Raw genomic sequence first — 13,383 nt, forward strand, 5'->3', positions numbered from 1 at the left:
CAGAATGATATAAAAGTAGGCTGGCAGCTACGTTGTGCATTGAAAGTATTACATCCGAGCGGGTATTTCAATATGCTTTATTGAAATAAATGGTGCGAAAATAAAAACTCAATTTAATACAGATGGTTAAAATAAATATTGTTTTTATATAAATAAATATAAAATTTATTTTCAATAAAGGCGTTGAAAATAATCAGGCCGTGTCGCTGTAAACCTGGCAGAGTATTTGTTGTCTTCATTCGCCATTTAATCGTAGAGTTATGTCATTACGTAATCAATTAAGCATGCTGGCATGCTATGGGGTAAAACAAGAGGTTTATACCCGTCATACTTCAAGTTGCTTGGGTGTTGGCTGCCTTCGTTCACCCTGGTCACATAGTTTATCTATGCTCCCAGGGCTTCACTCAGTTGCCGCCTACAAGCAACTCGAATTATTTTGGGTATAGTGATAAATGTCCCCTTTCCTTATCTGATCAAGTTAACCATTCTGGCCGCCTTTCTGGCACCGAGAAGGTATTTTTGAACCGTGATAAACGGCATCTGCTTAGCCCGTCGGTTTTCCAAAGAGCAGGCTAGCGTACCAACGCTTCAGATAATTCGCACCCAAGGCCACTGTATCTGAGCAAAACAGTGGCAGGCTTATTGTTTTCTGAGGCAATATAAGGCAATTGCGTAAAATAAATCAGGGAATGATGATGACACTCTATAAGATCAAGCCCGCCTTTCAGGCGCTGTTACGGCCATTGATGCATTGGCTGAACAAACGCCATGTGACGGCCAACCATATTACCCTGGCGGCCATGCTGCTATCGTTTCTGACGGGGGGCTTGCTGGTGCTGTTCCCGCTGCCGGGCCTGTTTTATCTGCTGCCGATCGTCCTGTTCATTCGCATGGCGCTGAATGCGCTGGATGGCATGCTGGCCCGTGAGTGCAACCAGCAAAGCCGCCTCGGTGCCGTGCTCAACGAAATCGGCGATGTGCTCTCCGACGTTGCCCTGTATCTCCCCTTTATCTTTCTGCCGGGCAGCTACGCACCGCTGGTGCTGGCCATGCTGTTTTGCGCGGTGCTGACCGAGTTTTGCGGCATTCTGGCACAAACCATCAACGGTGTGCGCAATTACGCCGGGCCGCTGGGCAAAAGCGACCGGGCGCTGCTGTTTGGCACCTGGGGGTTAGTGCTGGCCATCTGGCCGCAGGCGGTGCAGTGGAACAACCTGCTGTGGGGAATTGCGACGCTATTGCTGATCTGGACGGTAGTGAACCGCTGCCGCAGTGCCTTGGTTGAGGAGCGCCAATAATGCTGTTGGAAAAATCGTTGGCCGTTATTTTCGCTCTGTTGCTGTTTGCTACGGTGGTAAACAGCCTGCTGGTCTGGCTGCGCCCGCAGAAAGACTGGCATGAACTGACGCTGCGTATCCGCACCTGGTGGGTGATCATCGTGCTGTTTTCGCTGGCGCTGATCAGCCCGCACTGGCTGGCGCTGACCTTTTTCGCGCTGGTCAGTTTTATAGCGCTGAAGGAGTTCCTGACGCTGGTTCCCTCCCGGCATTCCGATCGGATGCCGATGCTGTGGATGTTTATCGCCATCCCCATTAACTACTGGCTGATCGGTATTGGCTGGTACGGCATGTTTATCGTGTTTATTCCGGTGTACGTCTTTTTGTTCTTACCCGCGCGCATGGTGATTGCCGGCGATACGCAGGGCTTTCTGAGCACGGTAGCGCAACTGCACTGGAGCCTGATGACCACCGTTTTTGCCTTCAGCCACGTGGCGTGCCTGCTGGTGCTGCCCGCCGACGGCCTGCAAACCGGGGCGCTGCTGGTGCTGTTTCTGGTTGGCCTGACCGAGTTTAACGATATTGCCCAGTATCTGTGGGGCAAATCGCTAGGGCGGGTTAAGGTGACGCCGAAGGTCAGCCCGAATAAAACCCTGGCGGGCCTGCTGGGCGGCATCGGCAGCACGGCGCTGGCGGCGCTGCTGTTTGGCCCGCTGCTCACGCCGTTAAGCGGGTATATGGCGCTGCTGGCCGGGCTGATCATTGGCGTGACCGGGTTCTGCGGCGATATTGTGATGTCGGCGATCAAGCGCGATATCGGCATAAAAGACAGCGGCACGCTGCTGCCGGGCCATGGCGGCATTCTCGATCGCCTGGATTCGCTGATCTTCACCGCCCCAGTTTTCTTCCACTTTATCCGCTACTTCTATTACTGACGCCATGATGAAAAAATTCCTCAGAACGCTGTTTTCGCTGTGTATCGTCTGGCCGGTGATCTGGCTGTGGCTTGGGCTGCGGGTAAAGCACCGGGAACGGCTGCCGCAACAGGGCCCGGCGATCGTGGTGGCGAACCATAACAGCCATATGGATGTATTCGTGCTGCTGTCGCTGTTCTCGGTTGGCCAGCAGCACATGGTGCACCCGGTTGCGGCCGCCGACTATTTTCTGCGCAATAAATGGATGGCGTGGTTTTCGCTCAATATTCTCAACATTATTCCGGTTGCGCGTCAGGGAGGCGAGGCTAATCCGCTGGCGCTGTGCGAGCAGGCGCTGCGTGATAACAAGATCCTGATCCTATTCCCGGAAGGCACGCGCGGCGAGCCGGGGAAACTGGCACCGCTGAAGTCGGGGCTGTGGTATCTCAGCCAGAACCTGCCGGAGGTGCCGATTATCCCCGTTTGGCTGAAAGGCACCGAGCAGGTGATGGCGAAGGGTAACCGTATCCCACTGCCGCTGTTTATTGATGCCAACGTGGGGGAAGCGCTGTATTTCCACCCTGATAAAAATCAGTTTAAGGACGCGCTGTTGCAGCGTTTACTCGAGCTCCGCCCAGAGACAAAAGGAAATGAATCCCATGGCCAATAGCCGCACGCCAGAAGAAAAAAGCTTTCTGACCAGCGACAACACGGAATTGTTCTACCGCCACTGGCCAGCGCAGGAGAGCGGCGCAAGCCGTAAGGTTATTGTCTTATTCCATCGTGGCCATGAGCACTCCGGGCGCTTGCAACATATCGTTGATGAGCTGGCGATGCCGGATACCGCGTTTTACGCCTGGGATGCGCGCGGCCACGGGCGCTCACCGGGCCAGCGTGGCCATAGCCCATCGCTGGCGCGTTCAGTGCAGGATGTGGATGAGTTTGTCCGCTTTGCCGCCGCCGACAGTCAGGCGGCATTGGAAGAGGTGATCGTAGTCGCGCAGAGCGTGGGCGCGGTGCTGGCGGCCACCTGGGCGCATGACTATGCGCCGGCGATCCGCGGCCTGGTGCTGGCGTCGCCCGCCTTTAAGGTCAAACTGTATGTGCCGTTTGCTCGCTCTGGCTTGGCGCTGCTGCACCGTTTGCGCGGGCTGTTTTTCGTCAACTCTTACGTCAAGGGCAAATACCTGACGCACGATCCTGAGCGGGTAGCGAGTTTTAATCATGATCCGCTGATCACCCGGCCGATAGCCGTCAATATTCTGCTCGATCTTTACCGCACTGCGGAACGGATCGTCAGCGACGCGGCGGCGATCACGCTGCCGACGCAGTTGCTGGTTTCTGGTGAAGACTACGTGGTTCATCGCAAACCGCAGTTGGATTTCTATCAGCGCCTGCGCAGCCCGTTAAAAGAGCTGCACGTGCTGCCCGGCTTTTATCACGACACCCTCGGCGAGCGCGATCGTCAGCTCGCGTTTGACAAAATGCGTGCGTTTATCGACACGCTGTACGCGATGCCACCGCAGCGCTTCGATTACCAAAATGAAGATCGCTGGAGCCCCGGTGCAGACCACTGGCGCATGCTGAGCGGCGGCCCGGCCCCTTATTCCCTTGATGATGTGGCCTATCGCGCCCTGCGTTACGGCATGAAAATACTCGGCACCCAGTCAACCGGCGTGAGGCTGGGGTTTGAGACCGGTTTTGATTCTGGCAGCACGCTGGATTACGTTTATCGCAACCAGCCGCACGGCAGCAGTTGGCTGGGGCGGCAGATTGATAAAAACTACCTCAATAGCGTGGGGTGGCAGGGTATTCGCCAGCGCAAAGTTCACTTGCAGCAGTTGATCCAGCAGGCGGTGGCGCAACTGGCGGCGCAGGGCAGGCCGGTGCGGGTGGTGGACGTTGCTGCTGGGCATGGCCGCTATGTGCTGGACGCGCTGGCGGGTGAAACGGCGGTCAGCGAGATTTTACTGCGTGATTACAGCGAACTGAACGTGGCCAAAGGGCAGGCGATGATCGCTGAGCGCGGTATGGCGGATCAAGCGCGCTTTGAGCGTGGCGATGCCTTCAACCGTGCTGAACTGGCGGCACTCGCACCGCGCCCGACGCTGGGCATCGTTTCCGGCCTGTATGAACTGTTCCCAGAAAATGCATTGGTGCGTAACTCGTTGGCCGGGCTGGCCGATGCCATCGAACCGGGCGGGATCCTGATCTATACCGGGCAACCCTGGCATCCACAGTTGAAAACCATCGCCTGGTCGCTCACCAGCCATAAAGATGGCAAAGCCTGGGTGATGCGTGTGCGCACCCAGGGCGAAATGGATGCGCTGGTGCGGGAAGCCGGTTTCGATAAATGCACCCAGCTTATTGATGAGTGGGGGATTTTTACCGTTTCGCTGGCGGTACGTCGCCCTTCATGAACATTTCAGTAACGCGCCGTAAGCTGTTGATACAAGGCGTTGGCTGGCTGCTTCTGCTGGCCCCGTTTTTCTTCCTCACCTATGGCCAGGTGAACCAGTTCACCGCCAGCAGGGAGGGCGTAGGCAGCGTGGTGTTTGCCTGGGAGCGGCATATTCCTTTTATGCCGCTGACCATTATTCCCTACTGGAGCCTGGACTTGCTGTATGGCCTGTCGCTGTTCGTCTGTCTCTCGCTCAGCGAACAGCGCCGCCTGGTGTGCCGGCTGGCGTTGGCTTCCGTGGTGGCCTGCGTCGGTTTTTTGCTGTTTCCGCTGCGCTTCAGCTTTGTCCGGCCAGCCGTTTCCGGCTTTTCCGGCTGGCTGTTCGGCCAACTTGAGCAGTTTGATTTACCCTATAATCAGGCACCTTCGCTGCATATTATGCTTTGCTGGCTGCTGTGGCGGCATTTCAGCCGCCACTTGACCGGCCACTGGCGGCGATTATGTGCCGCGTGGTTCCTGCTGATCGCCGTTTCGGTGCTGACCACTTGGCAGCACCATTTCGTTGATGTGATCGCCGGGCTGGTGGCCGGAATGCTGATTGACTGGTTGGTGCCGGAGCAGGGGCGCTGGCGCTGGCAGCGCCCGGACGCTGCCCGTAGAAGGCTGGCCGGGCGCTATTTATCTGGCGCGCTGATCTGCTCGGTGGCCGGCTGGTTTTTCCACTGGCTATGGTGGCCCGCGCTGGCGTTGTTGATTGTTACCTTAGCTTATGCCGGGCTGGGCGTTGCTGCGCTGCAGAAAGATCGGCAAGGGAAACTGTCGCCCGCCGCCCATTGGCTACTGCTGCCCTGGCGGCTGGGAATGTTGATTTCCCGGTTACGCTACACGCGCCGTTTACCCGCGATCAGCCCACTGACCGAGGGCGTTTTCCTTGGCTTTTATCCCGGTAGTCTGCCCGCGCAGCAGGCGGTGCTGGATGTGACCAGCGAGTTTCCCCGGGCGCGCCACTTAACGGATGTGGCCTACCACTGCGTGCCGATGCTGGATCTGGTGTGCCCGGATGACACGCAACTGCGGCAGGCGGTAACGGCGCTGGAGCAACTGCGGCAATCGCAGGGAACGGTGCTGGTCCATTGCGCGCTTGGGCTGTCGCGCAGCGCGATGGTTGCCGCAGCCTGGTTGTTAGAGCAACAGCCAGCGCTGACGGTGGCTCAGGCGGTGGCATCTATTCGCGAGAAACGGCCGCAGGTCGTTTTCACCTCTCAACATCTGGAGCGGCTGGAACAATGGCGAACCAACAGGATGGTATAAACAAACAGAGTACCTTGCAGGCGGCGTTGCTTGAGCGAAGCTTGGCCAGCTGGCGTTTTTTACTGTTGATGGCTGCACCACCGCTGCTGTGGGTGATTTTTGCCGCATCGCCAGGCGCGCCGCGAGCGGTGATTGCGCTGCTGAGCGGCGCGACGGGTTACGGTTGCTGGCGGCTGTGGCTGGATGCGGGTTATTTTGCGCGCTTCAGCGAGGCAGACAACCAGCGGGCGGGGGATGCATTGGCATTGATCTGGCAGCGGGAAAAGCTGTCGCACCTGTCATTTGCCGAACGGCAGCAGGGCGCAGTACGTCAACTCAAGCGTACGATCCTGATAACCGCCTTGCTGTGGGTGCTTTGGCCGTTGGCCTTAATGCTGTAGCGGGCACTATTCACTCAGCCTGAGCATCTGCTGTGTATCCTGTTTGCTTCACGGCATTTTACTGAGCACACCCGGCTGATTTTCCAGATTCAGATACCGCAGTTGTAAATACCCTTCACGACTCTTTGTAAAACTCCAGGCTACTTTGAAGCGTTATATACCCAAAATAATTCGAGTTGCTTGACAAAAATGCAATGCGTTTTTGAACAGCGCTTGCGCTGGCCTCAAAGGGGCGCGGCCCAGATTTGGGCCGAGTAACGCGGCAAAATTTAGTGAGATAGAGAGAAAAACTTGAACTCTGTCGCGAAAAAAACATATCAATATGATTTAATGAAATTACGTTTTATTATTTATGGCATATTGTTTTGACTTGATCGTAAAAGTGAAGGAATAAGTCAGTGAGATGATAATGAGTTCAACTTTTACAACGTAAGAGTGGGCGTGTAAGCCGCTTTATTTTCATGATGCGATAATATTCGTAGGGTATTTTATTGTGTTTAAAAATGCCCTGATGTTGCTGTGCTGTTAATTCGATTTTTAACCTTTTCCTGAATCAGGCGGGATTACGGCTATAGCCAAAATAACGTGAATTACCAGAGGCGCTAAGGGTTCACGGTTTGAACGCTCGCTGAAAAGGAATTGAGTGCATTGTATTAATCATACAGGAGGTTGCATGTTTTATTCTTTACCCAAAATTCGTCTGACGCTGGGGGCCATTGTGGTGCTGAGTGGCCTGATGGTGGGATGCGATAACGCATCGAACAGTAATAACAGCTTGGGCAGCGATAACACTTCGGGCAGCAACAATGCGTCGGGCGGTGATAACACCTCGGGTGGCAATAATACCTCTGGAGGTGATAATAACTCAGGAGAGAATAATAACTCAGGAGAGAATAACAACTCAGGAGAGAATAACAACTCAGGTGGTAATTCGGGCGAAAATACCGTGGTGGATCGTTCCGCCGCACCACAAAAGGTTCAGGTTCCGACACTGGCCTATGATGACAGCAGCGTGGTTCTGGTCTGGGAAAAGCCTGAGCAGTACAGCGAGATCAAAGATTATAACGTTTACATGAACGGTCAACTGATTGGCAACGCTAATGCCAATCACGATCTGCACTCGCCGGCAAAGCCTTACATCGATAATTTTTACCAGAACATCGACAGCGATAATTGGCACACGAAAATTGGCCTGCATAACTTTACGGTGACCGGGCTAACCCCAGCCACGGAGTACAGTTTCACGGTCCGTGCCGTTTATGCTGACGGTAAAGAGTCGGTAGACAGCGAAACCGTGAAGCAGGAAACCAGCGCTAAACCCTATCTGATTGATGTGAAAACCTTTGGTGCCAGAGGCGATGGCGTGACGCTGGATACTGCCGCGATCCAGAGTGCTATCGATAGCTGTACACTGGAACGCTATTCTCAGGGCTGCAAAGTGCAGCTCAGCGAAGGAACGTATAAATCTGGTGCGTTGTTCCTGCATAGCAATATGACCTTTGAGGTGGCAGAGAATGCCGTGCTGCTGGGTTCCGCCGATGCGGCTGACTACCCGCTGGAAAAGGGGTATACCCTGTATCCTTATACCGTTCCGGCACCGATGCCCAAGCGCCCGCCTTCATTGCTGAACGTGCTGGAAGCGAACGATCGGGGCAGCACTCATGCAGGGACTTTTGAAAATATCCGTATCGTGGGGAAAGGCACCATTGATGGCAATGGCTGGACGCGCGGCATCAGCGCGGGCGGTGTAGATGAGATTACCGATGAGGCTGGCAATACATTACCGCAGTACCGCGCCAGTAAAGAAGACAAGGTTAACAATGACGGTATTCTGGCAAAGGCTCAGGTTGCCGTTGCAGTGGGTGAGGGCATGTCGCTGACGGAAGCGTACAAGAACCGTCGTTCCAGCCTGATGACCCTGCGTGGGGTGCGTAATTTGTACGTTGATGGCCTGACGATCCTCAACCCGGCGTTCCACGGAGTGATGGTGTTGGAATCAGAAAACGTGGTGATGAATGCCCTGTCGCACACCACGTTTGATGCCAACAACGCCGACGGCATCGAGTTTGGTAACAGCCAGAACGTGATGGTATTTAATAACTTCTTTGATACCGGCGATGACTGCGTCAACTTTGCCGCAGGTTTTGGCGCGGGCGTGCAGGAGTTTGGCCAGAAAGCGCAGAGCGGTGCCTGGATCTTCAATAACTACTTCCGCAACGGTCACGGCGCGGTGGTGGCAGGGAGCCATACTGGAGCCTGGATCGAGAAGATCCGTGCAGAAGATAACGTGATGTACCTCACCTTTGTCGGCCTGCGCATGAAGAGCCGCCCATACTATGGCGGCGGCGCGCGTGATGTGCTGTTCCGCGATAACGCAATGGTGGCGATTAACGAACAACCGTTTGTTTTCACCATTAAATACGCTGCTGATGTCAATGATACGGTGCCTGCCAGCGAGCCGGCGCAGTTCCGCGACGTGACGGTGAAGAACGTGACGATTGATGGCACCAGCAAGAAGAACAGTATCCTGGTCGATGGTATGACGGTGGCCGAGATGGAGAGCGCCTACGGCTTTGCCTTTGAGCGTGATGCATTCCATAGCGGGCTGCATTTCGACAACGTGAAGTTTAAGAATACCAAAGCCACGGATATTTCATTCCTGAGAGACAGCCAGTTCAATCAGGTGATATTCGAAAACGTGCCAGCGGCATGGAAATTTATGCAGGTACAGGATATCACCCTGAAGGACAGCGTTAACGATGATGTGGTTAGCGTTTCAGGGGCTGGTGTTATGACATTGGAAGCAGCAACTGAATAATGAAGGTTTTACCTGCGTCTTTGGCGCGCGTAATGCTTTCCAGTTGAAGCTAACCAGTTCCCTCTCCCTCACCCAGAGGGAGAGGGGGATCACGGTTATCATTGTGCCGAATGATTATGCAGACTAAATCTCTTTCCTACCCAGATATCTTTCTTTCATCAGCGACAAGGCAATCGCCACATCCAGCACCGGTGAAGGCGGCAGATAATTGGCTTTGCCGAGTTCCAACATCGCGCCGATCAGCGGGTTATCATGGCCCAAAGCGTAATCTGCCAACAGTGTTCCGGCGATGGTTTGCTTAGAGACCCCGGCGCCGTTACAGCCACCCGCGGTATAAATCCCTGGCTTTAGCTCCCCCCAAACCGGAGCGCCGTTGCGGGTGACGCTGATGGTGCCGGACCAGGTGCGGGTGATCGGCACATCCTTCAGCTGCGGGTAGATTTTATTGAATATGCGCTGGTGTAACCGGGTGGCGTGATAAGTCTGTGCGGCGGTGATTCTGCCATTTAAGGCCGGAGTCACGTGCTGGCGGATTAAGAAGCGGTGATCTTGTGTATAGCGCAACGTTGCCCCGGCAATGGCATTAACCGGGGTCAACCCCCAACTGCTCATCTCTGGGAGTTTTTGCCGCTGTTCTGCGCTTAATGGTGCGGTGATGCTGGCAAAGGTCGCCATCGCCGCCTGCTGGCTGGTGACCGGTGCCAGCTCTCTGGAAAGGGCGTTGGTCGCCAGCATGACCTTGGCGGTTTTAATCGTGCCATAAGGGGTAATGACCTGAGCCACCTTGCCAGGGCGGATCTGCATAACTGGCGTGTGGTTATAGACGCTCACATTGTTCGGTAAATGCTCGGCTAAGCCGGTAATCAGGCTGGCGGGATTGACCAGAATCGCGCTCGGGGTATAGATGCCTTTATGGTAAAAGCGGCTGCCTAATTTCTGATAGAGCGCGTCTTGATCGAGAACGTGGTACGGTTCGTTCATTACATCCAGGTTGTCCGTATATTCCTTCAGCACGCGCTCACTGCGGGTATCGACCTGGCAATGATATTTCCCGACGTTCTCCCATTCACAGTCAATGCCCTGTTGCTCAATCACGGTAGCTAATTGAGCGATGCCGGCCTGCAGCAAATCACGGTAAGACTGCGCCTTTTTGAGTTCTGCCGTTGAACTGCCGATGTTATGCGGCAACCCGATAATAAACCCGGAGTTTCTGGCAGACGAGCTTTCTGCCGCACAGGCTGCGTCGACGACGATGATCTTCAGGTGCGGCGCATGGGTTGCCAACCGTCTGGCGAAGGAAATACCGGCAAATCCTGAGCCGACCACCACCCAATCCGCCTCGGTATCACCGATCAGCACCGGGTAGGCGGTGGGTAGCCGATCGTCTTTTAGCCAGCCGTTCTGGTTCTGATTTAACGGCACTGATGCGTATTTCAAACTCGTTATCCTTTTTAAGATTCTGGTCCGCTCCTGACACCAACGCATCAAGATCGTATTGATACCACGTCAGCCATGATACATGGAGCGATGCTCCCACTCACCTGCCTTGGCTGTCATTGACTGGGGTCAATCAGAATAGAAGATAAAACAAGGCTTATGGGCTGCTTTCGGTCTCTCCAGCCTGAATTTTTCTTGATCAAAAAATCGCTTATTTTAATTGACTGACCGTCGGTCAGTATGTATCGTATGGATATTATCTACTACAACATAGGAAGGGTTATGGCTCGTACAGTGAAAAAACCAGAGGTGCGTCGGGCAGAAATTCTGCAGGCAGCAGGCAACTTGTTTCAGAGTCAGGGGTATGAAACCACCTCTGTCGATGAGATTGTCCGCGCGGCTGGCATCGCCAAGGGCACGTTCTATTACTATTTTAAATCGAAGGAGGAGATACTTGAGGCGCTGGCGCAGCAGATGTGTGCCGATATTACCGCTCAATCACAGCTTATCGCTGACGACCCACATCTAGGGGCGATTGAAAAATTCTGCGCCATCATTGCAGCGCAGAATCAAACGGTAGACCAGGGGCAGTCGCTGGTTGAGGACTTGCATCGGCCAGAGAATCGCGCGCTGCATGAACGCAGTAATATTGAAACGGTATTGGTCTTTGGGCCGGTGTTGGCTGCGGTGGTAGAGCAAGGCAATCGAGAGGGGGTTTTTCAGGTCGCCGATCCGTTATCCACCGTTCAGTTTATTTTGGCTGGTTCACTGTCTTTGTTTGGCCATCAAACTTTTAATTGGACGCCGGAAGAGGAAGCCGCGCGTATGCAAGCCATGTTACTGCTGATCGAACGGGCGTTTGGCGCAGCTCCTGGCTCTTTTGCCCAAGTATTGGGTGCCAGCATTCAGGGGCAGGGGTGAGGTATGGCTAATCTTTCCCATACTCTCCGTTATTCCCCACTGCGATTTTTTGGCTTGGTGTTTGGCTTATCGTGGCTACCATGGATGGCAGCCGCTTATATCAGCCATTTACCTGATGAGCAGCCACTGGCCATCACGCTGGCTTTGGCGGGGCTGCTCGGCCCGGCCGTCGCTGCGGGGATTATGATCCGCCCCGGAACTGGCAGCAGGCTATGGCAGGATTTCCGTAAACGGTTGTTTTCTTTGGCAGGAGTAACGCCAGGGCGCTTGTTAGTGATGTTCGGCTTGATCTTGATCCCGTTGGCGATCGCCACCTGGCTGTCGGTGCGCATGGGGCAGAGCGCCGCCCAGTTCGCTGTTTCCAGCGGGTTTTTGCCGATGTTGCCACTGGCGCTGATTGCGGCGCTGTTAGAGGAGTTGGGTTGGCGCGGCTATGGTGTGGATAGTCTGAGAAGCGTCTGGAGAATGTTATTACCGGTGACGCTGGTATTCAGCGGTTTATGGGCACTCTGGCATTTGCCCTTATTCTTTATTCAAGGCACCTATCAGCATCAATTATGGCAGACAGGTGGCATATACGTTGCCAACTTCTTTATCAGCATCTTTCCTGCCAGCGTAATGGCTAACTGGTTTTATTACCGCTGTCAGCGCAGTATTCCAGCCGCTGTCCTATTTCACTTTACATTGGTGATGGCGGCGGAGTTATTACAGATAGCGCCTTTAACCAAATGTATCTGGAGCGCAATATTATTTCTGATCGCAGCCTTGTTAATTGCCATTGAACAGGATTTTTTCTGTAAAGAATAATACGTACCATTTTATTTCAGCAGTAGTTATACCTGTCATACTTCAAGTTGCATGTGCGTCGCCGCCTTCCTGTAACTCGAATTATTTTGGGTATACAACAATATTACTCTCTTTTTAGAAAGGCGCTTTTCAGCGCTGACGGCAAACTTTTAACTAAAATACGCTAGGAGCTTTATTATGACTTACTCAACTTATTACTCTATTCGCACCTCAATGCTGTCAATAGGGGCGTTTTCATTGATGACTCTGTTATTTTCTGGCGGTGCTCAAGCTGGAAAATGGTCCGTCGGTGCAGGCGTTGCGGCAGAACAATTAGCCTATCTGGATTATGATAGGCAATTTATGCCAATACCCATCGTTACTTATCAAGGGGAGCAGTTTTTTATTAGCGGCCAAGGGGCAGGGATTAATATCATTAATACCGACACCCACGGCTTGAGCTTTAATGTTGATTACTCACCGTTAAGCTTTAAACCTTCCGACAGCCGTGTTCCAGCGATGAAAAAGCTGGATAAGCGGCGCGCTACCGCCATGGCTGGCATGGGATATCAATATAATGCCGCTTGGGGCACCGTCAGCGGTAAAGCAGTGACAGATATTCTTGGCTATAGCAACGGGGTGCTGGTTGACGTTGGCTATCAATACGCCTTCCAATTTGGCCAACTACAGCTGGTGCCTGGCGTGGGTATGCAGTGGCAAAGCCGTTCTTTCAATGATTATTACTTTGGTGTCAGCAAGCAGGAATCACAGCGCAGCGGGATCGCGGCATACCGTGCTCAAAGTGGCGTATCTTCTTATCTTTCTCTTGCCAGTTATTATGCGCTTAACGACAGTTGGCAACTGTTCCTGATGGGTAATTATGAGCAAGTGAGTGACACAGTGAAAGATAGCCCAATGGTTGGACGGGATTATAGCGTCACTGTCGCTACCGGGTTTTTATATAAATTTTAATAGACAGTGAATCGGATTTAAACGCGAATATACCCATTATGTAACTTGAAGTTATTTACAATATTTGCTTAATAAAAAGCGTTCAACGGATTATTATTTAATTGGCTGAATATGACGACTATACCCAAAATAATTCGAGTTGCTTGTAGGCGGCAACTGAGCGAAG

The 13,383-nt window shown here is 53.4% G+C and carries 11 protein-coding genes; 10 read left to right on the top strand and 1 reads right to left on the bottom strand.

Annotated elements, in window-relative coordinates; all coding sequences use genetic code 11:
* Positions 1–695: 695 nt before the first annotated feature.
* The 7 genes from BMI79_RS04160 to BMI79_RS04195 all read left to right on the top strand — a co-directional run bounded on the left by BMI79_RS04160 (position 696) and on the right by BMI79_RS04195 (position 9,101).
* Positions 696–1,298, top strand: a complete 603-nt coding sequence (locus BMI79_RS04160) for a CDP-alcohol phosphatidyltransferase family protein (protein WP_076940704.1) — start codon at positions 696–698, stop codon at positions 1,296–1,298.
* A complete protein-coding gene (locus BMI79_RS04165; RefSeq protein ID WP_076940706.1) occupies positions 1,298–2,212 on the top strand; it encodes a phosphatidate cytidylyltransferase in 915 nt (304 codons plus the stop codon). The genes BMI79_RS04160 and BMI79_RS04165 overlap by 1 nt, the downstream gene beginning before the upstream one ends.
* 4 nt (positions 2,213–2,216) lie before the next feature.
* Complete coding sequence (locus BMI79_RS04170; RefSeq protein WP_076940708.1) at positions 2,217–2,861, top strand: lysophospholipid acyltransferase family protein; 645 nt, start codon at positions 2,217–2,219, stop codon at positions 2,859–2,861.
* The gene (locus BMI79_RS04175; protein WP_076940710.1) at positions 2,851–4,611 is read left to right on the top strand and encodes a bifunctional alpha/beta hydrolase/class I SAM-dependent methyltransferase; all 1,761 of its coding nucleotides are present in this window, start codon (positions 2,851–2,853) and stop codon (positions 4,609–4,611) included. Before BMI79_RS04170 ends, BMI79_RS04175 begins: the two co-directional genes overlap by 11 nt.
* Positions 4,608–5,903 carry a phosphatase PAP2/dual specificity phosphatase family protein gene (locus tag BMI79_RS04180; protein ID WP_076940712.1) on the top strand — a complete coding sequence of 432 codons (1,296 nt, stop codon included), beginning with the start codon at positions 4,608–4,610 and terminating at the stop codon, positions 5,901–5,903. The genes BMI79_RS04175 and BMI79_RS04180 overlap by 4 nt, the downstream gene beginning before the upstream one ends.
* Entirely contained in the window at positions 5,879–6,283 is a 405-nt protein-coding gene (locus BMI79_RS04185; protein ID WP_076940714.1) for a hypothetical protein, read from the top strand. The genes BMI79_RS04180 and BMI79_RS04185 overlap by 25 nt, the downstream gene beginning before the upstream one ends.
* A 673-nt stretch (positions 6,284–6,956) precedes the next feature.
* Positions 6,957–9,101, top strand: a complete 2,145-nt coding sequence (locus tag BMI79_RS04195) for a glycosyl hydrolase family 28 protein (RefSeq protein ID WP_244157308.1) — start codon at positions 6,957–6,959, stop codon at positions 9,099–9,101.
* Between the two features lie 123 nt (positions 9,102–9,224).
* On the opposite strand, the gene BMI79_RS04200 is transcribed toward BMI79_RS04195, so the two are convergent.
* Positions 9,225–10,538 (bottom strand): NAD(P)/FAD-dependent oxidoreductase, encoded by a 1,314-nt coding sequence (locus tag BMI79_RS04200; protein WP_076940718.1) that lies wholly within the window; start codon positions 10,536–10,538, stop codon positions 9,225–9,227.
* Positions 10,539–10,820: 282 nt separating this feature from the next.
* Between BMI79_RS04200 and BMI79_RS04205 the strand changes: the two genes are divergently transcribed.
* The 3 genes from BMI79_RS04205 to BMI79_RS04215 all read left to right on the top strand — a co-directional run bounded on the left by BMI79_RS04205 (position 10,821) and on the right by BMI79_RS04215 (position 13,217).
* Positions 10,821–11,459, top strand: a complete 639-nt coding sequence (locus BMI79_RS04205; protein ID WP_076940719.1) for a TetR/AcrR family transcriptional regulator — start codon at positions 10,821–10,823, stop codon at positions 11,457–11,459.
* Between the two features lie 3 nt (positions 11,460–11,462).
* Positions 11,463–12,266, top strand: a complete 804-nt coding sequence (locus tag BMI79_RS04210) for a CPBP family glutamic-type intramembrane protease (protein ID WP_076940721.1) — start codon at positions 11,463–11,465, stop codon at positions 12,264–12,266.
* 177 nt (positions 12,267–12,443) lie between these two features.
* A complete protein-coding gene (locus BMI79_RS04215) occupies positions 12,444–13,217 on the top strand; it encodes a MipA/OmpV family protein (protein WP_083704363.1) in 774 nt (257 codons plus the stop codon).
* The last annotated feature ends 166 nt before the right edge of the window (positions 13,218–13,383 follow it).

The organism is Serratia oryzae (genome assembly GCF_001976145.1).
Classification (GTDB): Bacteria; Pseudomonadota; Gammaproteobacteria; order Enterobacterales; family Enterobacteriaceae; genus Chania; species Chania oryzae.

Excerpts from the sequence above, each read along its gene's own strand:
- BMI79_RS04215 (WP_083704363.1), top strand. The coding sequence starts at position 12,444 with ATGACTTACTCAACTTATTACTCTATTCGCACCTCAATGCTGTCAATA.
- BMI79_RS04165 (WP_076940706.1), top strand. The coding sequence starts at position 1,298 with ATGCTGTTGGAAAAATCGTTGGCCGTTATTTTCGCTCTGTTGCTGTTT.
- BMI79_RS04210 (WP_076940721.1), top strand. The coding sequence starts at position 11,463 with ATGGCTAATCTTTCCCATACTCTCCGTTATTCCCCACTGCGATTTTTT.
- BMI79_RS04185 (WP_076940714.1), top strand. The coding sequence starts at position 5,879 with ATGGCGAACCAACAGGATGGTATAAACAAACAGAGTACCTTGCAGGCG.
- BMI79_RS04195 (WP_244157308.1), top strand. The coding sequence starts at position 6,957 with ATGTTTTATTCTTTACCCAAAATTCGTCTGACGCTGGGGGCCATTGTG.
- BMI79_RS04175 (WP_076940710.1), top strand. The coding sequence starts at position 2,851 with ATGGCCAATAGCCGCACGCCAGAAGAAAAAAGCTTTCTGACCAGCGAC.
- BMI79_RS04170 (WP_076940708.1), top strand. The coding sequence starts at position 2,217 with ATGATGAAAAAATTCCTCAGAACGCTGTTTTCGCTGTGTATCGTCTGG.
- BMI79_RS04180 (WP_076940712.1), top strand. The coding sequence starts at position 4,608 with ATGAACATTTCAGTAACGCGCCGTAAGCTGTTGATACAAGGCGTTGGC.
- BMI79_RS04205 (WP_076940719.1), top strand. The coding sequence starts at position 10,821 with ATGGCTCGTACAGTGAAAAAACCAGAGGTGCGTCGGGCAGAAATTCTG.
- BMI79_RS04160 (WP_076940704.1), top strand. The coding sequence starts at position 696 with ATGACACTCTATAAGATCAAGCCCGCCTTTCAGGCGCTGTTACGGCCA.